At 75.2% G+C, this 20,409-nt stretch carries 14 protein-coding genes; 3 read left to right on the top strand and 11 right to left on the bottom strand.

Annotated features, from left to right (window positions below; genetic code table 11):
• Positions 1-256: 256 nt before the first annotated feature.
• From AB852_RS00075 to AB852_RS00115, 9 genes are all read right to left on the bottom strand, one after another.
• Positions 257-3,118, bottom strand: coding sequence for an NHLP bacteriocin export ABC transporter permease/ATPase subunit (locus AB852_RS00075; protein ID WP_073782310.1), 2,862 nt, complete (start codon positions 3,116-3,118; stop codon positions 257-259).
• Between the two features lies 1 nt (position 3,119).
• Complete coding sequence (locus AB852_RS00080; protein ID WP_079184187.1) at positions 3,120-5,357, bottom strand: NHLP family bacteriocin export ABC transporter peptidase/permease/ATPase subunit; 2,238 nt, start codon at positions 5,355-5,357, stop codon at positions 3,120-3,122.
• Positions 5,354-6,160, bottom strand: a complete 807-nt coding sequence (locus tag AB852_RS00085; protein ID WP_073782314.1) for an HlyD family efflux transporter periplasmic adaptor subunit — start codon at positions 6,158-6,160, stop codon at positions 5,354-5,356. Before AB852_RS00085 ends, AB852_RS00080 begins: the two co-directional genes overlap by 4 nt.
• 89 nt (positions 6,161-6,249) lie before the next feature.
• Entirely contained in the window at positions 6,250-6,465 is a 216-nt protein-coding gene (locus AB852_RS00090; RefSeq protein WP_073782316.1) for a hypothetical protein, read from the bottom strand.
• A 418-nt stretch (positions 6,466-6,883) separates the two neighbouring features.
• Positions 6,884-8,737: an AMP-dependent synthetase/ligase gene (locus AB852_RS00095; RefSeq protein ID WP_073782318.1), complete on the bottom strand. Its 1,854-nt coding sequence runs from the start codon at positions 8,735-8,737 to the stop codon at positions 6,884-6,886.
• Positions 8,738-8,944: 207 nt separating this feature from the next.
• Entirely contained in the window at positions 8,945-10,381 is a 1,437-nt protein-coding gene (locus tag AB852_RS00100) for an FAD-dependent monooxygenase (RefSeq protein ID WP_073782320.1), read from the bottom strand.
• Positions 10,365-11,570 (bottom strand): MAB_1171c family putative transporter, encoded by a 1,206-nt coding sequence (locus tag AB852_RS00105; RefSeq protein WP_073782323.1) that lies wholly within the window; start codon positions 11,568-11,570, stop codon positions 10,365-10,367. The genes AB852_RS00100 and AB852_RS00105 overlap by 17 nt, the downstream gene beginning before the upstream one ends.
• 3 nt (positions 11,571-11,573) lie before the next feature.
• Positions 11,574-12,110 carry a toxin-antitoxin system, toxin component gene (locus AB852_RS00110; protein WP_073785136.1) on the bottom strand — a complete coding sequence of 179 codons (537 nt, stop codon included), beginning with the start codon at positions 12,108-12,110 and terminating at the stop codon, positions 11,574-11,576.
• Positions 12,111-12,133: 23 nt separating this feature from the next.
• Complete coding sequence (locus AB852_RS00115; protein WP_073782325.1) at positions 12,134-12,865, bottom strand: helix-turn-helix transcriptional regulator; 732 nt, start codon at positions 12,863-12,865, stop codon at positions 12,134-12,136.
• 442 nt (positions 12,866-13,307) lie between these two features.
• Between AB852_RS00115 and AB852_RS00120 the strand changes: the two genes are divergently transcribed.
• On the top strand, positions 13,308-13,985 hold the full coding sequence (locus AB852_RS00120; RefSeq protein ID WP_073782327.1) for an MmyB family transcriptional regulator: 678 nt from the start codon (positions 13,308-13,310) through the stop codon (positions 13,983-13,985).
• An 88-nt stretch (positions 13,986-14,073) separates the two neighbouring features.
• Here AB852_RS00120 and AB852_RS00125 read toward each other — a convergent pair whose 3' ends face one another.
• The gene (locus tag AB852_RS00125) at positions 14,074-15,828 is read right to left on the bottom strand and encodes an alkaline phosphatase family protein (RefSeq protein ID WP_245876542.1); all 1,755 of its coding nucleotides are present in this window, start codon (positions 15,826-15,828) and stop codon (positions 14,074-14,076) included.
• Between the two features lie 187 nt (positions 15,829-16,015).
• Here AB852_RS00125 and AB852_RS41565 point away from each other — a divergent pair, with 187 nt between their 5' ends.
• Both AB852_RS41565 and ssuE read left to right on the top strand, forming a co-directional pair.
• A complete protein-coding gene (locus tag AB852_RS41565) occupies positions 16,016-16,099 on the top strand; it encodes a putative leader peptide (protein WP_353961787.1) in 84 nt (27 codons plus the stop codon).
• A 284-nt stretch (positions 16,100-16,383) separates the two neighbouring features.
• On the top strand, positions 16,384-16,986 hold the full coding sequence (ssuE, locus tag AB852_RS00130; RefSeq protein ID WP_073782329.1) for an NADPH-dependent FMN reductase: 603 nt from the start codon (positions 16,384-16,386) through the stop codon (positions 16,984-16,986).
• Between the two features lie 178 nt (positions 16,987-17,164).
• Here ssuE and AB852_RS00135 read toward each other — a convergent pair whose 3' ends face one another.
• Positions 17,165-20,401: an AfsR/SARP family transcriptional regulator gene (locus AB852_RS00135; protein ID WP_073782331.1), complete on the bottom strand. Its 3,237-nt coding sequence runs from the start codon at positions 20,399-20,401 to the stop codon at positions 17,165-17,167.
• Between the last annotated feature and the right edge of the window lie 8 nt (positions 20,402-20,409).

Genomic DNA, 20,409 nt, shown 5'->3' on the forward strand with positions numbered 1-20,409 from the left:
GACACCGTTGGTCGCACGGGGGTTGTGCTTGATTCAGGACCGGTACACAGACCCGTACCGGTCGTAGGGATTTGCCCCGCCTTCGGCCGGTGCGACCCTCCCCCCGAACGGCCCGGACCCGCCCCGGGCGATCGGCGGGGGCACCGGCGCGACCGAGGACGGACCGCGGGAGCCGGGGGACCGGGGGACCGGGGGACCGGGGGACCGGGGGACCGGACGGGGGCCGGGCTACCGGACCACCCGGACCGGACGGGCCTCACCCGTCCCCCCACTGCTCCCGTACCAGCTCCCGCAGCGGCCCGCCGGTGTCGGCGAGGAGTACCGACGGCGGGCCCTCGGCCACGATCCGGCCCCCGTCCATCACCAGCACCCGGTCCGCGTCCAGCACCGTGGACAGCCGGTGCGCGATGACCAGCCGGGTGGCGTTCAGGGCCCGGGTGCTGTCGATCACGACACGCTGGGTGGCGTTGTCGAGGGCGCTGGTCGCCTCGTCCAGGAACAGCATCCTGGGGCGGCGGATCAGCGCGCGGGCGATCATCAGCCGTTGCCGCTGGCCGCCCGAGACGGTGCCCGGGCCCGCGACCATCGTGTGCATACCCATCGGCATCCGCCGGATGTCGTCCGCGAGTCCCGCCATCGTGGCCGCCTCCCACGCCTCCTCCACGCTGAACGCCTCGGTGCCCCGGACACAGTCCAGGACCGACCCGGTGAACGGCTGCGCGTCCTGGAGCACCACCCCGCACTGCCGCCGCACCGCCGCCGTGTCCAGCGCGGCGAGGTCCTGCCCGTCGTACAGCACCGAGCCGGACAGCGGCCGGTCGAAGCCGATGAGCAGCCGCAGCAGCGTCGACTTGCCGCAGCCGCTCGGGCCGACCACCGCCACGAACTCGCCCGGCCGGACCGCGAACGACACCCCGTCCAGGACCGGCGGACCCTCGTCGGTGTACCGGAACGACAGGTCCCGGGCCTCGACCGCCCCCGCCAGCACCCCCGGCCGGACCCGGCCCGCGCCCACCTCCGGCCGGGCGTCCAGCACCGGCCGGATCTCCTCGAACACCGGCCACGCGGCGGCCACCGACACCAGCGCCCCGGTGAGCTGGGTCGCCGACATCAGCGTCAGGGTCAGCGCGGTGCTGAACGTCAGGAAGTCACCCGCCGGCATCGACCCCCTGGCCGGACCCGCGAGCAGCGCGAACATCACCAGCGTGCACACCGGCAGATACAGCGCCCCGAGCACCGCCGACACATTCCTGATCCGTCCCACCCGCCGCTGGAGCTCCCGGCTGTGGGCGAACTCCCGCGCCCACGCCGCGTACGCGTAGTCCTCCGCCGCCGCGACCCGCAGCTTGGGCAGCCCCCGGAGGGTCTGGTACGCCCGGTCGCCCAGCTTGTTCCCGAGCGTCACCAGCCTGCGCTGCCAGCGCAGTTGCCACAGCCCCAGCCCGAGGAACGAGCACGCGATCACCACCAGCGCACCCAGTGCGACGGGCGCCAGCGGGCCCCCGTACACCCACAGCAGTACGACGTTCGCCGCGCCGAGGGTGCCCGCCTGGACGAGTACCGGGCCCACCCCCGACAGCAGCCGCCGGATGGTGCCGACGCCGAGCGCCGCGCCCGCCAGTTCGCCGGTGGCCCGCCGGGTGAAGAACCCGGTGGGCAGTCTCAGCAGCCGGTCCCACACGGCGGGCTGGAGCACGCTCTCGATCCTGCCCTCCAGCCGCAGCACGGTGAGGTTCTGCGTCAGCAGGAACGCCGCAGTCACCACCCCGCCCGTGATCACCGCGAGACACAGCCGTCCGATCGCGGCCCGGTCCCCGGCCGGTACCAGTACCCCGAGGACATGGCCCGTCGCGATCGGCACCAGCGCGCCCAGCACCACGGTCACCACCGCGCACAGCGCCAGCCGCCGCAGATCCGCCCCGCTGCCCCGCAGACAGAACCGCAGCAGCCCGAGCGGACCCAGCGGCCGGTCGGGCAGCGGCCGGTACAGCATCACCGCCCGGTCCTCGAACTCCCCGGCGTCCCGCGCACCGACCCGTACCCCCCGGCCCGGTCCCGCGCCGACCGCCTCGTAGCCGCCGCGCCGCCACAGCAGCGCCACCGGCGTCCCGCCCGCCGACCGGAACCCCACCAGCGGACCCATGTCACGGCGCCACCACCGGCCGTCGAGGCGCACCCGGCGGGTCCGCACCCCCGAATCGCGCGCGATCCGTTCCACCGGGTCGGTCCGCTCGTCGGGGCCGGTGCCCGGCCGGGGCCGCGCGACGGCGATCCCGGCCGCCGCGCCCACCGCCCGTACGGCCGCGTACGCGGCGTCCGTGCCGCCGGGACCCCGGGGTCGGCGCCGCTCCCGGGTCGGCGCGGCTCCGTCGGCGAGCGCGTCCACCAGCGTCCGGTCCGCCTCCGCGCGGACCGCCTCACCCGCCCGTACCCCGGCCGCCGCCCGGTCCTCGTGGCCGCGCTCCAGCTCCTCGATCCAGCGGTCCAGCGCGGTCAGCAACCGCCGCTGCTGCTCCACCATCCGCCGCCACAGCCCCGCGTCGACGAGCAGTTCGCCCGCGGCGCCACCGGCCGGGTCCGGCCCGTACGCGACCGCGCCCGGCGGGACCTCCGGCCACAGCACGGCGTCCCCGGCGCCGCCGTCCGCCACGCCGCCGTCCGCCACGGGGCCGTCACCGAGCGGACCGGCGAAGAGGGTGCCGAGCGCACGGCCGACCCCCAGCGCGAACGCGTACTCCAGCGCCCCGGGGTACTCCGTGCCCGTCCCCGCCGCCGGCCATCCTCCGCCCACCGGCCACGGCAGTTCCCGCAGGCCGACGCGGCGCAGCGCGCACCCCCGCAGCGGACGGGCCACCAGCGTGTGCCGGGGACCGCCCGCCGGACCCAGCAGCAGCGTGCCCGGCCCCAGCCGCCCCAGGAAGTGCCAGTGCCCCGGACCTGCGGTGTCCACCGCGAAGAGGTCCACCGCCCCGTCCTCCACCAGCCACAGCGTCTGCGGTCCCGCCGCCGCCAGATCCGGCGGCTCCGCGTCCGGTACCCGCACTCCCAGCGCGCCGAACGCGCCCAGCACCACGGCCGCGTCCCCGGCCCCCGCGCCCGTCACGGGCGGCGCCGTCATCTCAGCGCTCCGCGGCGAGTTCGGCGTACGGACCACCGGCGGCCAGCAGCGCGTCGTGCCGGCCGCGCTCCACCACCTCGCCGTGCCGCAGCACCAGGATCTCGTCGCTGTCGCGGACCGTGCTCAGCCGGTGCGCGATCACCACCCGGGCGCAGCCGCGCCGCCGCAGATTGTCCACCACGAGGCGTTCGGTCCCGCTGTCCAGCGCGCTGGTCACCTCGTCCATCACGAGTACGCTCGGCCGGCGCACCAGCGCCCGCGCCAGTTCCAGCCGCTGGCGCTGCCCGCCGGAGAAGTTCCGGCCGTCCTGCTCGACCCGGGCGTCCAGCCCGCCCGGCCGCCGCGTCACCACGTCGTACAGCTCCGCGTCCCGCAGGGCCTCCACCACCGCCTCGTCCGGCACCGACGGGTCCCACAGCGCGATGTTGTCGCGGACCGTGCCCTCGAAGAGGAACACGTCCTGGTCCACGAACGCCACCGAGGCGGCGAGCGTCCCGCGCGACAGCTCCCCGACCGGCTCACCGTCGATCCGGACCGTGCCCTCCCATGGTGTGTACAGCCCCGAGATCAGCCGTGACACCGTCGACTTGCCGCTGCCCGAACCTCCCACCAGCGCCACCTGCCGCCCCGGCCCCACCTCCAGCGAGAACCCCTTCAGCAACGGCGCGTCCAGCGGGCTGTACCCGAACGTCACGTCCTTCAGCTCCACATGGCCCGCCAGCCGCCGGGGCCCCGCCGCGTCCCGGTCCGCACCCGTACGCCGCGCCTCGGCGGGGAAGCCCTCCACGTCCCGCAGCCGTGCCACGTCCGCCGCGAAGTCCTGGATACGGCCCGCCACCGAACCCAGCCGGGCCAGCGGCGCGGTGAAGCGGGTCACCAGCGCCTGGAACGCCACCAGCAGCCCCACCGTCAGCAGCCCGTCGACCGCCCGCAGCCCTCCGATCCACAGGATCAGCGCGCTGTTCAGCGTGGCCAGGGTCGGCGCCACCACCCCCAGCCACGCCGTGGGCACCCCGAGCCGCTGCTGTTCCTCCAGCGTCACCGCGTGCTGCCCCGCCCACCGCTGGAACCAGCCGTCCTCCCCGCCGGTCGCCTTCATCGTCTCGATCATCTGGAGCCCCGAGTACGAGGTGTTGATCAACCGGGCCGCGTCCGCCCGGAGTTTGCGCGTCCCGTCCGCCCGCGCGGCCACCGCCCAGCGCAGCGCGCCCACGTTCAGCAGGGCCACCGCCACCCCGAGCAGGGTGAGCTGCGGATCGTACGACCACATCAGCGCCGCGTACAGCAGCACCACCACCGCGTCGACCCCGGCCGCCGACAGATCCCGGGCCAGGGTCTCCGCGACCGCGTCGTTCGACTGGAGCCGCTGCACCAGATCGGCCGGTCCGCGCTGCGCGAAGAACGTCACCGGCAGCCGCAGCAGATGCCGCAGGAACCGGGCGCTGGTCAGCGTCGACGACACCAGCCGGCCCCGCAGCAGATTCCCCTGCTGCGTCCACGTCAGCACCCCTGTCAGCAGCACCGCGAGCGCCAGCCCGGTCAGCAGCGCCCCCAGCGACTCCGTCCGCCCGCCGATCAGGAACAGATCGAGGTACGTCCGGCTCAGCGCGGGCACCGCCGCGCCGACCGCGACCAGCAGCAGACTCGCCAGCACCACCGCGGTCGTCGTCGCCGACGTACCCGCGAGCCGCGCCGGGAGCGCGCCCGCCCACCCGGCCCGCCGCCCGCCCCGCCGGAACCCCGGACCGGGCTCCATCACCAGCACGACCCCGGTGAACGCGGCGTCGAACTCCTCCATCGGTACGAAACGCCGCCCCCGCGCCGGATCGTTGACGTACACGCCCGCCCGGCCGGGACCGCGCCGCGTCCCGTCGTACACCACATAGTGGTTGAACTCCCAGAACAGCACCGCCGGGGCCGCGACCCCGGCCAGCGCGGCCGTGTCCATCTGCATGCCCTTGGCCGTCAGCCCGTGCCCACGGGCCGCCTTGAGCAGATTGCTCGCCCGCGACCCGTCCCGTGACACCCCGCACGCGATCCGCAGCTCCTCCAGCGGCACATGCCGCCCGAAGTGCCCCAGCACCATCGCCAGACACGCCGCGCCGCACTCCACCGCCTCCATCTGGAGCACGGTCGGGGTGCGCACCGCGCGCGGCGCCCGCCGCCGGGGCGCCCGCTCGGCGGCCCGGTGCCGCGCGGACGCTTCCCCGGACCCGCTCCGTGTCCGGTGCCTACTCATGGCAGCAGCCAATCGATCGGGCGCTGGGCGGGGAGCCGTACGGCGCCGCTCGCGCGGGTCATCGACCCCGGCGGGTACGGGGGTCCCGGCGGCGCCGACCAGCGGTACCCCGACCTCGTCGCGGGGTCCCGGTCCAGCCGCACCTCCACCGTGACGGGCAGCCCCCGCCGGGTGAACTCGGCGCCGAGCCGCGCGTCCCCGAGGAACGCCCCGATCCGGCGGGCGCTCTGCGGGGTCCGGCCCACCTCGCGCACCACCCCGCCCAGCTTCCCGTACCTGCGCGCGGGCACCGACTCCACCGTCACCTCCACCCGCGCCCCGACCGTCACGGCCGCGGCCCGGTCCGCCGGTACGTACAGCAGCGCGATCAGCGGTTCGCCGTCCCGCCCGACCCGTTCGACCAGGGCGACCTCGGCCCCGGCGGTGACCACCGCGCCGATGGACACGGCCAGCGAGGTGATCCGGCCCGCCGCGACCGCGCGGACGGCCCGGTCGCCGTCCGCCGTCCGCACCCGCAGCACCGGGGCCCCGGCGGCGAGGCGTTCGCCCTCCTCCGCGACGACCGCCGTGACCTGCCCGGCCACCGGGCTCTGGAGGACATGACCGCCGTGCCCATGGGTGAGCACCCCGGGCGCGCTCAATTCGGACGGCACACCGCCGGTCACCGCCCAGCCGCCCGAGGCGGCCAGCACGAGAGCGCAGACCGCGAGCGCGAGACGGCCCTGCGGGCGGGCCAGCCGCACCGGCAGGTCGAGCTCCTCGGGCGACCGGGCCTTGGCCAGGGCCCGTTGACGGAACTGCACGGCACCTTCCCCTCTCCACGGCCCGTCGGCCGGACACAGCCGTGCGCCCCGGGCCGGGGGGCCACGGGGCGCACGGGCGGTTCAGCTCCTCAGAGCCCGGCGACCAGACCGGCGACCGGGGCGGTGCTCAGCCCCGAGGTGTCCTCGACGCCGCCGGTGACCGTGCCGAGCGTCGCCGAAACGGGGGCGACCGAGTCGGCGGTGGAGGCCACCGTGCCGAGGACGTCGCCGACGAGTCCGCCGGACACGTTGTCCAGGTCGCTGTCGGAGATCTCGGCGGTCTCGACCTGGGGGGTGATGTCCATGATGTGCGTGCCCTTCCGATGGATGTACGTGAGCGGGATCGGCCGGCTCGGGGGAATCCCGCCGGACCGGCCCGGCGGCCGTCAACTCCCGTGCGTTCCAGGAGCCCTTCCGGGTGACCGCCGTCTGGCGCAGATACAAGCACGGGGGCCGCGCGGGCGGCCAACCCGTCGTCCCGGGGCCACCCACGATGTCCAAGGGTGGTGCAGACGCGCTCACCGTTCGGTGCCGCCGCCTTCACCGGATGCCCGGAAACCCCCGCCCCCCGAACCGGACACTCCCGCACACACCTCGCCCCGTCCCGCGCGCCCCGCACCCCGGCTCGCACGCACGTGCCCACCCCCGGCCTCCCATGTGCAGATCCCGTACCCACCCTCCCAGGGGGCGCGGGCGAAGGCGTTCCGCGAGGTCGCGCCCCCTTCAGACCAGCGAAGCGGACCCGCCCGACGGCCGGGGCGCCGCGTACATCGCCTCGATCTCCGCCGCGAACGCCTCGACGACCGCACCCCGCCGCACCTTGAACGACGGCGTCAGCAACCCCCCGCCCACCGTGAACTCCGCGGGCAGGATGTGGAACGCCCGGATGGACTCCGCCGGGGACACCCCGGAGTTGGCCCGCACCACGGCGCGCTGGACCATCGCCCGCAACGCCGTGTCCTCCCCGTCCCCGCCGCCCTGGCCGGTCAGCTTGCGCCAGTGCGCCACCGCCGCCGGATCGAGGGTGATCAGCGCGGCGAGACAGGGCTGGTCGTCCCCGACGACCACGCACTGCGACACCAGCGGATCGTCCCGCACCCGCTCCTCCAGGGCGAGCGGCGCCACCGTCCGGCCGGTACTGGTCACGATGAGATCGTTCTTGCGCCCGGTGATGACGAGATACCCGTCGTCGTCCAGGAACCCGAGGTCCCCCGTACCGAACCAGCCCCCGCGCAGGGCGGTACGGGACGCCCGGACGTCGTTCAGATAGCCGAGGAAGACATTGTCGCCCCGCACCCAGATCTCGCCGTCAGCGGCGATGTGCAGCGAATCACCCGGCAACGGTTTGCCCACCGTGCCGAACTTGACCGCGCCCGGCGGCTGCGCGGCGCAGCCGCCGGAGGTCTCCGTCAGCCCGTACCCGTCGTACACGGTGATCCCGGCGCCCGCGAAGAACAGCCCCAGCCGGCGGCGCAGCGTGGACCCGCCGGACACCGCGCAGCGCGCCCGGCCGCCGAAGACCGCCCTGATCCGCGCGTACACCGTGTGGTCGTACAGCGCGTGCTGCATCCGCAGCCCGGCCCCCGGGCCGGTCCCCTCCCCGTGCCGTTCCCGCTCCACCGCCTCCGCGTACCGCACCGCGACGGACACCGCCCGGTCGAACACGGCCGCCTTGCCGCCGAGTTCGGCGCGGCGGCGGGCCTGCCGGAAGATCCGCTCGAAGACATGGGGCACGGCGATCACACAGCTCGGCCGGAAGCTCGCCAGCGACGGCAGCAGCGCCCCGGGCCTCATGTCCGGCTGATGGGCGAGCCGGACACCCCGGCGGACGGCGGCGACGGCGATCATCAGCCCGCACACATGGGCCATCGGCAGGAACGTCAGCAGCGAACGGTCCCCGTCCTCGGCGGTCAGCACCTCGCCCCAGCCCCCGACGAGGGTGTCCGTCCCGTACGCGAGGTTGCGGTGGGTGAGCAGACAGCCGCGCGGCTGCGGGGACGTCGTACCGGAGGTGTGCACGATCGCGGCGATCTGCTCGGGGCGGACCGCCGCCCGGCAGCGGTGGACCTCCTCGTCGGGCACCTGAGCGCCCTCCGCCACCAGCTGCTCCACACAGCCGGCGTCCAGCTGCCAGATCCGGGAGAACAGCGGCAGCCCGTCGCACACCGCGGCCACGGTCATCGCATGGCCCTCGTCCTCCACGACGACCGCCGAGACCTGCGTGTCACGCAGGATCCAGCGCACCTGGTCCGTGGACGACGTGGGGTACACGGGCACGACCCGCGCCCCCACGGTCCACAGGGCGAACGCGAACAGCGTCCACTCGTAGCGGGTGCGGGACATCAGGGCGACCCGGTCACCGAACCGGATGCCGCCCGCGAGCAGGCCCTTGGCGACGCCCATGACCTCGTCGCGGAACCCGGCGGCCGTCAGCGGGACCCACACACCGCCCGGCCGGTCACCGCCCAGGGACATCGCCACGGTGTCCGGTTCCCGCCGGGCCCGGTCGAAGACCTCGTCCGCGAGTCCGCCCGCGGCCAGTGGCTCCACCAGACGCGGCACGCTGATCTCGCGCATCGCGGCCCCCTTCCTCCCGTCCCGCCGTGCGGACGGCAGCACGGGCACGGGCACGGGACAGCGGCATTCGACGCGAACCGCTCGTCACGGACGGGACTGCCTAGAGGGTGACATGGAAGGCACGCGCCGCGCGCGTGATCACCTGATTTGGCTCCGGCGCGCCCGCTCACCGTTCGTCCGTCCGCCCCGCCGCCGTCCCGGCCGCGCTCAGTGGTGTCCGGAGCCGAGGGCCGTGGCCAGTTCCCGGTCGGTCAGCGGCGGCCCCGCCAGCGGCGGCAGCCGGGGTCCGCGCAGCACCGCGAACACCACCTCGGGCCGCACCAGCGCGGTCATCGGCGCCGACAGCGTCATCACGTCCAGCAGCGCCTTGGCGACCAGGGGCCGGGCGCTCGCCGTCCGCATCAGCCGGTCGACATAGCGGCGCGCCGCCTTCGCGGACGGCCCGGGGCGGCGCCCGATCGAGCCCGGGTACAGGATGTCCTGGGCGGTCGCCAGATCCCAGGCCACCGAGACCGGCCGGGCCACGGCCCGTTGGGCGCGCCGCGCCTGGCCCGGCGTCCCGAGCCCCTCGGCGTCCACGAGCTGCCGCAGCGCCAGCGCCCCCTCGGCGGCCACCGACATCCCGTGCCCGTACACGGGGTTGTACGTGGCGACCGCGTCCCCCAGCACCAGGAACCCGTCCGGCCACGGGGCGACCCGTTCGAAGAAGCGGCGGCGGTTGACGGTGCTGCGGGTCACCCGTACCCCGGTGAGCGGCTCGGCGCGGGCTATCAGTTCTCCCACCACCGGATGGCGCACCGTGCGCGCGAACGGCTCGAAGCCCTCCGGGGACGGGCCCGGTTCACCGCCCCGGGTACCGGACAGTGTCACGAGCCACCGCTCACCCTCTATGGGCACGATCGTCGTCGTCCGGCCCGGCCGCGCCTCGCGGGCGTCGGCCTGGACGTTCACCACCGGGAAGTCCTCGGTCCCCGGCGGCGCCCGGAAGATCCGGGAGGCGTACACCAGCCCCGAGTCGACCTCCTCCTCCGCCGCCCGGGGCACCCCGAGCGCGGCCAGCTGGGCCACCGCCCGTGAGCCCCGGCCCGAGGCGTCCACCACCAGATCCGCGGCGAGGAATCGTTCCTCCGCCCCCTGACCCGGGCCGACCCGCAGCCGTACCCCGGTGACGCGGCGCGCGTCGCCCTCCAGGGCGAGCAGTTCGGAGTGCTCCAGGACGGTCACCGCCGGGTCCTCGGCGACGCTCTGCCGGATGCCCCAGTCCAGCAGATCGCGACTTGCCGCGATCATGAACTGGAGCTCGGGGAACCGGCGTATCCAGCCGCTCGGCTGCATCGACACCAGCCCGGTCGGCAGCGCTATCCGGCGGGCCCCGGCCGCCAGCCACCGTGCGGTGACCCCGGGCAGCAGCTCCTCCAGCGCGCGCGCCCCGCCCGACCACAGCAGATGGGCGTGCCGGGCCTGCGGAAGCCCCTTGCGTGATTCGGGACCCTCCGGCAGGGTGTCCCGCTCCACCAGGGTGACCCGGGCGTGGCCCCGCAGCGCGGCGGCCGCCGCCAGGCCCGCGACTCCCGCGCCGATCACCACGGCATGGCGGTGCGGGGTGTCCCGGGCGGCTCCGGCGGATCTATCGGATGGGCTCATGGGTACCGCTTTCTGACCGGGCGACGGCCGTACGGGCCGCCGCGACGACGGGGGAGTGGCGCAGCGCCAGGGACATCCGGACCAGGTCACGGGGGCCCTCACCGGAGACGGCGGTGTCCGGCGGCCCGTCCGGCCGCGCCAGCGCCGTCCCCTCCGGATCGGCCGCGCGCGCCCGTACCGCGGCGGTCACCATCGCCGCGTCGGCGACGGCCCGCGCCTGCGCCGGACCGTTCCCGGACGCGACGGCGGCGGCGTGCGCGCGGGCGTGGACCCGGCTGTCGAAGTACGGGTACAGGCTGAGCATCCCGTCATGGATGTCGGACTCGCGCTGGGTCACCAGGAGATCCGCCGACGGCCACCAGGAGATCCGCGACGGTGCGACGCCGTGCGGCCCGAGTCCGCGCAGCTCGCGCCAGAGCGGGCCGAGCCTGCGGTAGGTCGACCAGACGGTGACCTGCTCCCCGAGCCGCTGGAACGCCAGCGGCAGACAGAACCCGATGGCGCTGAACAGGGCCGCCGCCGAGGCCAGCAGGGGCGCCGTCTCGGAGCTGAGCCAGTCGAGGTCATGGCCCGCCCAGCGCGCGAACACCGCCGTGAACTTGGTCGCCGCGTACGACAGGTTGAACAGATACCCGACGGCGATGGCGGACAGCCCCGCGCGCAGCAGCCCCCGTACCTGGAGCGACCAGCGCAGGCACAGATAGGCCATGGCGACGCCCGCGACCGTGAGCCCGGTCAGGTACAGCACGATCATCTCGCGGATGTACGGGGTGTTGGCGTAGTAGGTGTCCAGGTCGCGCAGCCGTTCCACCGGCGCGTCACCGAGCGCGAACAGCACCACGAGGGCCACGCTCACCGCGGTGTACCCGGCGATCCAGCGGCGCGAGACCCGCCGGGTCACCTCGGGCGGTCCGCCGCGCCAGTTGACCATCAGCACCAGACAGGAGGCGCTGAACGCGGACAGCAGGGCGTACACGAGCGGCCCGGAGATGTTGGGCACCCCCGTGATCCGGTTGACCTGCGCGATCGTCGGCGGCGCGGAGAAGAAGAACACCGAGGTGCCGAGCGCGAGCAGCGCGCACACCGAGCGCAGCAGCGGATCGCGCCACTCCCGCAGCAGGGAGGGGAACTTGAAGGCGAGCGCGATGCCCGTCGCCGCGGCGGGCAGATAGTAGTCGGGGCCGTTCACGCCTCAGCCTTGCGGCCTGCGATAGCCCAGGGACGCCTCGATACGGGCGGTCAGCTCGTCACGCGGGGCCTGCCCGCGGCCCGCCGGGCCGGCTGTCCGGGAGCGGCACTTGCTGGCGAGCAGCAGCCCGAAGCTCTCGGCCTCCTCCTCCTCGACGGCGTGCGAACGGCTGCGGGCGGCGACCCTGCGGACCGTGTCCTGGAGATCGACGCCACCGGCGAGCAGCCGGGCGGCCACGCCCGTGCCCGCCGCGTCCACGTGCCGGGTGCTGTGTCCGGCCGTCATGTGCCACAGCTCATGCCCGAGGATGACCAACTGGTGGTCGGGCGCGGTGCGTTCCTCGATCACGATGAGGTCCTGGTCGGCCATGTCCAGCCAGAGGCCGCTCGCCGTGCCCGGCGGGAACGCGGCCATCCGGTGGTTGACCGGCCGACCGCGCCGCCGGCTCATCGTCGCGCACAGCGCGCCGATCAGGGCGCCGGGGGTGTCGGGTATCTCGGGGGGCAGTCCGGCGATGAGTTCGCCGCACAACTTGCGCATGTCCTTGGTGACCCGCGCGCGCATCAGGGCTCCGTGGGGCCGTGGGGCGGCTTGACGCTCTCCAGCAGCATGTCCAGCCACTCCGTGACCTTGTCGCGGTGCTTGTCGGTGGGGAGTTGGGCGGCGCGCCAGGCGATACCGCGCACCCCGTGATTCTGCAACAGCTGTTCCAGAGCGTCGTCCATCGCGTCCCGCGACGGGTTCCCGGGATCCGCGCCCGGCGCGGTGCCCGGCGGCGCGGGCGGCGCGGGCGGCACGGCGCGGTCCTGGGCGGCGGCCCACTGGAGCAGTTCCTGCTCGGTGAGCTGGAGCGCGGAGACCAGCGCGTCGGCGTCCTCGGCGGTCAGGAACCCCGCGTGGACGCCGAAGAAGCGCTGGATGGCCGCGCAGTGCTCCATCGTGGGCCGCCGGTCGCCGTTGATGAGGGCGCCGGCCTGCTGCCGTGACATCCCGGCGCCGTCGGCGATCTCCTGCTGGGTCCAGCGGCGGCCGTTCGGTTTCAGCCGTGTTCTGCGCAGCAGGTCGAACCGCTGGAGGAACCGGGCCTGGAGATCGGGCTCACCGCCCGTGCGCCCGGTCAGCAGATCCCTGACCACTTCCTCCGGTACCCCCGAGGCCACCGTGAGCCGGGGTATGTCGAAGACCTCGGCGTGGGGCACGCCGAGGCGGTCGGCGAGATCGCGGACCCGGGCGACAACACCCGGCAACGAGCCCGAGGGAGTGACGCCACCCGGCAGCGAGAAGCCATCCGTCACCGAAGGTCTCCTAGAACCGACACGTCGAACAGGACCGAAACACGGCTACCGGCGAACCCGCCGGACGAACGGTCCACCGGACCGGCCGCGCAGAGCCGTCCCCGGCCACCGGGGGGCTCGCCGGGTCGCCGGGACGCACGGCGCGACCGTGGCGGAAACCGGACGGAACGCGCCCCGAGGGGCCCGCACCACGGTCTCCGGCATCGCGCCATGGACAGCATCGGAGACTAGTCCCTCACCAGCGCACGGGCCAGGCCGCGCCACATCTGTGGCGTGTTTTATTCGTCAACCGTCTGTAAATGCCACGATAGTTGACATGCTTCCGGTCGGGGTAGCACGATCGCCACGCGGTGGCACGACCGGGGGCGCCGTTCCCGTTGCCGGACCGCCGCGCCGCACGACCAGCGCTCGCCGTCAGAGCCGTAAGAGGGGTGACCACCCGATGGCATACGAGGCACAAGGGCGCCGACGACCGGCCTGGGGGAGCGCGCGGACCGGGCCAGGATGCCGGGCCTATCTCCAGGACTACGCGGCCCTGCTGGACGCGGTCTCCTTTCCTTCCGTCGTCCTCGACCACCGCTGGGACGTCGTGCTCGCCAACGACGCGTACGACGTGCTCTTCGGAGGTGTCGGGCCGCATCCGACAGCCATGCCCCGCGACAACTTCCTGCGCTTCGTCCTCTTCCACCCGGACGCCGCCACGGTCCTCGGGGACCATGAGTCGAGCTGGTGCCTGCCCATGCTCGCGCACTTCGCCGAGGCACTGGAACGGCACGCCGGCGACGAGGAACTCCAGGCCATCCGCGCCGCCATCGCCGACGACCCGATCATGGACGCCGCCTATCGGCACGGGCTGCCCCGCTGGATCAGCTCGGTCGGCGCGGAGGCGATCGCCAACGACGGGGCGCTGCGCCCGCTGACCCATCCGGACCCCCGGTGGGGACGCACCCACTGCCGGGTGGTGGGCGAGGCGCCCCAGACACTTCAGGACATGGGATTCTCCCGGCTGACCCTGGTCCTGCGGGAACCCCGGAGGGCGGGCGGCGGGCGGCGGCCCGTACGACGCGGCGCCCGAAGGGCCGTCGGATATCTGCGGGCGGTGCCCGCGGCCGACGGCTGAGGTTCCTTCCCCGAGGGGAAGGGGGTGGACGGCGCGACCGGTCAGGGGGCCGCGCCGTCCACCCCTTCGCGCCCGGGCCCGTCCCGCCTCAGGAGGCCGGGCCGAAGGCGCCGAGGAACCGGTCCCGGAAGGTGTCCATCCGCCACACCGGCGCCGACGGGGACGGCGCCAGCCCCTCGTCCCAGCCCCAGTCGCCGATCCGGTCGAACACCGCCGGGTCCTTCGCCACCATCGCCACCGGCACGTCCCGGGACGCGCCCTCCCCGGCGACCGCCGGGATCGGCTGATGGTCGCCCAGGAACACCAGCACCGTGTCCTCGTCCCCGTACTCCTCCAGATACGAGACGAGGCTCGTCAGCGAGTACTCGACCGACCGCCGGTACTCGTCGCGCACCCGCTCCGGGTCCCGCCACACCCGCTTCGGGTCCGCGCCCCGGGCCCGCACCCCCTCGTACACCGAGCCGTCGCCCAGCCCGTCCCAGCCGAGCATCTCCGGGATCGGGGCCCACGGATTGTGGCTGGACACCAGGACGATCCCGGCCATCAGCGGACCGCGCCCCGCCCGGCCCCCCTCCAGCCGCTCGAACGCCGCCAGGCTGAACTGGTCCGGGACCGGCGCCCAGCTGAACTTCGGCCCCCGGTAACCGAGTTCCCGCGAGTCGTACACCCGGTCCAGCCCGTAGAACCGCCCCTCCGGCCACTCCCGGGTGACCCCCGGCATGATCCCCACCGTCCGCCACGCCCCCGTCCGCCGGAACGCCTCCGTCAGCGTCAGCCGGTCGCTGGCCGTGACACTGCGGTACCGCTGCTGATGGGCGACCCACAGCCCCGACAGGAACGTGGAGTGCGCGAGCCAGCTCCCCGCACCGGCCGTCGGCGAGGTCAGGAAGCCGCTGCGCGACGCGTACCCCGCCGCCCGCAGCCGCTCGGTGCCGTCCGCGAGCAGCGCCCCGAGGTGCGGGGCCATCGCCGGGTCCTCCAGCGCGGTGCGCCCGTAGCTCTCGACGAACACGAACAGCACGTCCTTGCCGCGCAGCCCCGTCAGCAGCCGGTCGCCCGGGGTGTCGCGGAACGGGTCGTCGGCCGCGGCCCTCTCGAACACCTCCTCGTCCGCGAACGTCGCACGGGTCTGCCGCACCCGGTCACCCAGCGCGTCGGCCGTGCTCCGCGCCGCCAGCGGCGCCCCCGCGAACTGCGCGCCGAGCGCCGCGCACACCACCCACACCGTGCCGCCCGCCAGCGTCACGGGCGCCGCCACCGCGCCGCCGCGCCGCAGCGACCGGCCCAGCCGCACCACCGACACCGTCCCCGCCGCGAGGACGGCCAGTGCCAGCGCCAGCGCGGCGGCCGTGGCGAGCAGCGCGCCCGTACGCCCCACCGAGTCCCGCAGGAACGCCTGTCCGTCGTCCAGCAGAATCCAGTCCAGGACCGGGTCGAACGGCCGCCCGAGCGCCTCATGGAAGCCCAGGTCCAGCGCCCCCAGCAGTACGGTCACCCCCAGCAGCAGCCCCAGCGCCCCGGCCACCACGTCCCGCGCCCGGCCCGTCAGCGCCAGGAGCAGCGCCGCACCGAGGACCGCCTCGCCCGGCAGCCGTACGAAGGCCCCCGGGGTCAGCTCCGCGAGCCGGTCCGGCAGCAGCAGCCCGAACAGCACGAAGGCCACGGCCGAGGCCGTGCCCACCGCCCCCGCCACCCGCCGCCCGGGCGGGCGCCGGGGAACGCCACCCCCCTGCCCGTCCTCGGCACCCCGCACCAGGTCCCCGGGCACGGCTTCCGCCGAGGGCCCGGGTACGGGTACGGGGTCCCGGTCCGGTCGTGGACGGGGGCGGGTGAAGAGCGGCACGGTCCGAACGTCCTTCCCTGCGGGGCCCGATGGGACGACGGCGGACGGGGCCCGGCCCCCGAAGGTACGGCTCCCGCGCGCCGCCGTCTCACCCATCGGTCGCCCGCCCGCGAATACGCCCACTTGGCACCGGTACGCGGCCATTGCGACCTTGACCGTCCCGACCCCGCCTGATTTGATCGGCCGTATGAAGCGACGACAGGAACTCACGCGGCGACGCCATGTCGACCTCGCGCGTGTCTCCAGCGCCTTCTGTCGTCCCACCCGCTGACCCGGAGCCCCCGGCACCCGCGAGCGCGCCCCGCGCGCCACGGCTGAACCACCCCCCGGCCGCCCCGGTCCGCCTCCCCGGCACCCGTACCCGGCATCCACGCGGGTACGTCCCGTCCGCCGCCCGCGCACTCCCGGGCGCCGTCGTCCCCCGCCCCGGGAATTCCCAGCGCCGAGGGTTCCCGGACCGTCCGTGACACGTGTCCGCCGATGTCCGCGACCGTCCGGCGCGTGCCGTACCGCGCGCGCCCGAGCCACCCGCATCCCCAGCCCGAAGGACTCCCCATGGCCACCGTCCTGTCCGTCTCCGGAAGCCCCTCCGCCACCTCCCGCACCGCACGGCTGCTGCGTCATCTCGACACCCGGCTACGGGAACAGGGCCATGACGTCATACCGCTGGACGTACGCACACTGCCGCCCGAGGCCCTGCTCGGGGCGGACTTCGGGCACCCCGCGATCCGGCACGCCACCTCGCTGTTCGCCCGCGCCGACGGGGTCGTCATCGGCACACCCGTGTACAAGGCCGCCTACTCGGGACTCCTCAAGACACTGCTGGACCTGCTGCCGCAGTACGCCCTCACCGGGAAGACGGTGCTGCCGCTGGCCACCGGGGGCACCACCGCACACGTCCTCGCCATCGACTACGCGCTGCGGCCCGTGCTCAACTCGATGGGCGCGGACCATGTCGTCCAGGGCTGGTTCACCCTCGACCGGCAGATCACCGTCACGGCCGACGGCGCCCTCACCCTCGACCCCGAGGCGGCGGTGGCCGTCACCCAGGTCGTCGACCGCTTCTCCGCGGTACTGGGCGGCTCCCTGACCCCGCCCCCCGCCCTGGACACCCTGACCGCCGGCCTCGCCCACGCCCCGGCGGGAGTCGACCGGTAGGCCGCCACCGGTCCCGCCCCTACCGCACCGACCCCGTCGTCCGAACGGCCGGTGACGCCCGCCGCGTCGCGCACCGACCCGCGCCGCGCACCGAACCCCACCGCGCCGCGCTCGCCCGGAAGCGGATGGCGCACGGCCTTCTCGACCCTGGACACCGGCACACCGTGCGCGCGACCCATCAGGAGGGCTCCGCCTCGGGCCTCCGCGGATTCCCCGACCCCCTGCCGAGGAGCCCCGGGCCGCCGGACGCGGCGGGGGCCGGAACCGCCTGCGCCCCGGCCCGCTCCGCGCCCCGCCCGAAGGCGGACTCGAAGGACGCCGTGTCCAGGGAGCGGCGCACGGCCGTGGTGATCCGGTCCACGTCACCGCGCTCACCGGCCGGCAGCGGCATACCGACCGCCTCGCGCAGCGCGGTCGCCGTCCCCAGCAGCCCGGCGGCCTCCTCGTGGTCGCCCGCGAGCGCGTGCGCACCGGCCAGGCCCTCGAAGGCGCGGGCGAGGGCCCGCCGGTCGCCGGTGCGGCGGGCATGCTCCAGCCCCTCCCGGTGCGCCTCCAGCGCGGTCCCGGCATCGCCCCGCTGCTCGGCGATGAAACCCAGCTCGGCCAGGATCAGCGCCACCCCGTGGTCGCCCTCCCACCGGCGGCACCAGTCCAGCCACGCCCGCAGATGCGCCTCGGCGTCGTCCAGCCTGCCCTGGTGCCGCGCCACCAGCCCCAGACCCACCTCGGCGAACTCCTCGCCGCGCTCATGGGAATGCGCCACCGCGAGCCGCCTGGCCCGCCGGTGGAGATCCTCCGCCCGGTCCAGATCGCCGGTCAGCAGCGCCGTACGGCCGAGCCGGGCCAGCATCCCGGACGCCACGTTCCACAGCTTCAGGCGCTCCGCCAGCCGCAGACCGTCCTGGCGCAGCCGTGCGGACGTCCCGTAGTCGCCGGTGAACTCGGCCAGGTCACCGAGCGTCCGGGCGGCATGCAACTCGCCCCATCCGTCGCCGAGTTCCCGGAACAGCGCGTACGCCCGCTCCGCGTCGTCCCGCGCGGGCCCCAGGTTCCCCTGGTACAGGTCGATCTCGGCACGGACCGTCAGCGCGGCGGCCGTCCCCCAGCGGTCGCCCAGCGAGCGGAACCCGGCATACGCCCGGTCCACGAGGCCGAACGTCTCCCCGGAATCACCGAACCCGGTCCTCCCCAGCGCCAGGAACCACCGCGCCCGCGCCCCGCCCGCCGGATCGTCCCCCGCGTCGTACCACGCGAGCACGGACCGGTCCCCGGCGTCCGCCGTGTCGTGCAGCAGCAGCGACATCCCCGCCCGCCAGGCCCGCGCCGCGGCCCGCGGCCCGGGGCCGCCCCCGCCCGACAGGGCGAGATCCAGGGCGCGCCCCGCCTCCGCGAACCGGCCGCGCAGGAACCAGTACCAGCAGGCCGCGTCCACCAGTCGCAGCGCCTTGTCCGCGCCGCCCCGGCGGACGGCGTACGCGAGGGCCGCGCGGAGGTTCGCGGCCTCGGCGTCCATCTCCTCCAGCCTGCCGCGCTGTTCGTGGCCCCGCAGCAGAGGAGCGAGACGCTCGACGAGACCGACGTAGTGGTCGAGATGCCGGTCGCGCACCCGCGGTTCCTCCCCGGACCCCGCGAGCCGTTCCAGACCGTAGGCCGCGACGGACTCCAGCAGCCGGTACCGGCCGTCCCGGTGGACGACCAGGGAACGGTCGACCAGCCGTCCGAGCAGACCGAGCACGTCCCCGGCCCGTACCCCGTCCCCGGCGCAGACGGCCTCGGCGGCCGGGAGCGTGCAGCCGTCCACGGACACGGCCAGCCTGCGCAGCACCACCTGTTCGTCGCCGCCGAGCAGCCCCCAGCTCCAGTCGATCGTGGCGCGCAGGGTGCGCTGGCGCTCCGGTACGCCGCGCAGGGCCGCCGTGAGGACCCGGAACCGGTCGTCGAGCCGGTCCGCGAGGTCGCCCACCGGCATGACCCGCACCCGCGCGGCGGCCATCTCCAGCGCGAGCGGGATACCGTCCAGCCGGCGGCAGACCGTGGTGACGGCCTCCGCGTTGCCGGGCCCCAGGGCGAAACCGGGGGCGGCGGCCGTGACCCGGTCCACGAACAGCCGTACGGCGCTCGACTCCGACGGCCGCCCGGCGCCCGGCCCGGGCAGGTCCAGCGGGAGAACGGGCCAGTGGTGCTCGCCGCCGACCGCCAGCGGTTCCTGACTGGTGGCCAGCACCCGCAACCCGGGCGCCGCGCGCAGCAGCCGCGCGGTCAGCTCCGCGACGGGCTCCACCAGGTGCTCGCAGTTGTCCAGCACCAGCAGCAGCCGCCGCCTCGCGACGGCGTCGGCGAGCCGGTCGACCGGTGCGCGCGCCGGGGTACCGCCGTCGTCCCGCAGTTCGAGCGCCGCCGCGACCGCCTCCCGCACCTCGGCGCCGGAGCGCGCGGCGGCCAGCTCCACCAGCCAGGCACCGTCCGGGAAGTCCCCCGCCCGGCGCGCGGCCACCTCAAGGGCCAGCCGGGTCTTGCCCACCCCGCCCGTCCCCGTCAGGGTCACCAGCCGCTCGGACGCCAGCAGCGCGCCGATCCGGCGGACGTCCTCGTCCCGGCCGATCAGCGCGGTGAGCGGGGCGGGGAGATTGCCGCGCGGGACCGTCCGCACGGGTACGGCGGCGAGGGCGGTGTCCTGCCGGAGGATCGACTGACGCAGCCCGGTGAGCTCGGGCCCGGGGTCGATGCCGAGTTCGGTCCGGAGCTGGTCACGCAGGTCCCCGAGGCTCGCCAGCGCCTCGCTCTGACGGCCCGACCGGTACAGGGCACGGACCTGCGCGGCACGCAGCCCCTCGTGCAGCGGATGCGCCGCGACCAGTTCCCCCAGCTCGCCCGCCAGCACATCGTGCTCGCCCAGCTCCAGCCGTACTCCGGCGAGTTCGCCCAGGGCGGCCAGCCGCCGCTCTTCGAGCCGTGTGGCCTCGGCCTGTACGAACGGCGCGTCCGCGTGGTCGGCGAAGGCGGACGGCCCCCGCCACAGGCCCACCGCCTCGGTGAGCAGCGCCGCCTTCGCACGTGGGTCACCGGTGAGTGTCCGGGCCTTCGCCAGCAGCGACTCGAAGCGTCCGGCGTCGACCGCGTCGCCGTCCACCCGGAGCATGTACCCCGGCGGCCGGGACACCAGCAGATCGCGTCCGCCCGGCTCGGCGTCCTCCAGCGTCCGCCGCAGCAGCGACACCTTGGACCGCAGGGTGCGCACGTCGTTCACGGGAGGCGCGTCGCCCCACAGATCGTCGATCAGCCGGTCCACCGGCACGACCTGCCCGCGCCGTACCAGCAACGCGGTCAGCAGCGTACGGAGCCTGGTCTCGCGCACCCGTACGGGCCGACCGTCCCCTGTCCGCACCTCCAGCGGACCCAGCACCCCGAAACGCACCTGGCCAC

Source organism: Streptomyces uncialis, from assembly GCF_001905345.1.
Taxonomy (GTDB): Bacteria; Actinomycetota; Actinomycetes; order Streptomycetales; family Streptomycetaceae; genus Streptomyces; species Streptomyces uncialis.

What these genes read in the sequence shown, in the direction of transcription:
- AB852_RS00110 (WP_073785136.1), bottom strand. Translation starts at nt 12,110, where the DNA reads ATGCGCAAGTTGTGCGGCGAACTCATCGCCGGACTGCCCCCCGAGATA.
- ssuE (WP_073782329.1), top strand. Translation starts at nt 16,384, where the DNA reads ATGGCCACCGTCCTGTCCGTCTCCGGAAGCCCCTCCGCCACCTCCCGC.
- AB852_RS00090 (WP_073782316.1), bottom strand. Translation starts at nt 6,465, where the DNA reads ATGGACATCACCCCCCAGGTCGAGACCGCCGAGATCTCCGACAGCGAC.
- AB852_RS41565 (WP_353961787.1), top strand. Translation starts at nt 16,016, where the DNA reads ATGAAGCGACGACAGGAACTCACGCGGCGACGCCATGTCGACCTCGCG.
- AB852_RS00080 (WP_079184187.1), bottom strand. Translation starts at nt 5,357, where the DNA reads ATGAGTAGGCACCGGACACGGAGCGGGTCCGGGGAAGCGTCCGCGCGG.
- AB852_RS00120 (WP_073782327.1), top strand. Translation starts at nt 13,308, where the DNA reads ATGGCATACGAGGCACAAGGGCGCCGACGACCGGCCTGGGGGAGCGCG.
- AB852_RS00075 (WP_073782310.1), bottom strand. Translation starts at nt 3,118, where the DNA reads ATGACGGCGCCGCCCGTGACGGGCGCGGGGGCCGGGGACGCGGCCGTG.
- AB852_RS00100 (WP_073782320.1), bottom strand. Translation starts at nt 10,381, where the DNA reads ATGAGCCCATCCGATAGATCCGCCGGAGCCGCCCGGGACACCCCGCAC.
- AB852_RS00095 (WP_073782318.1), bottom strand. Translation starts at nt 8,737, where the DNA reads ATGCGCGAGATCAGCGTGCCGCGTCTGGTGGAGCCACTGGCCGCGGGC.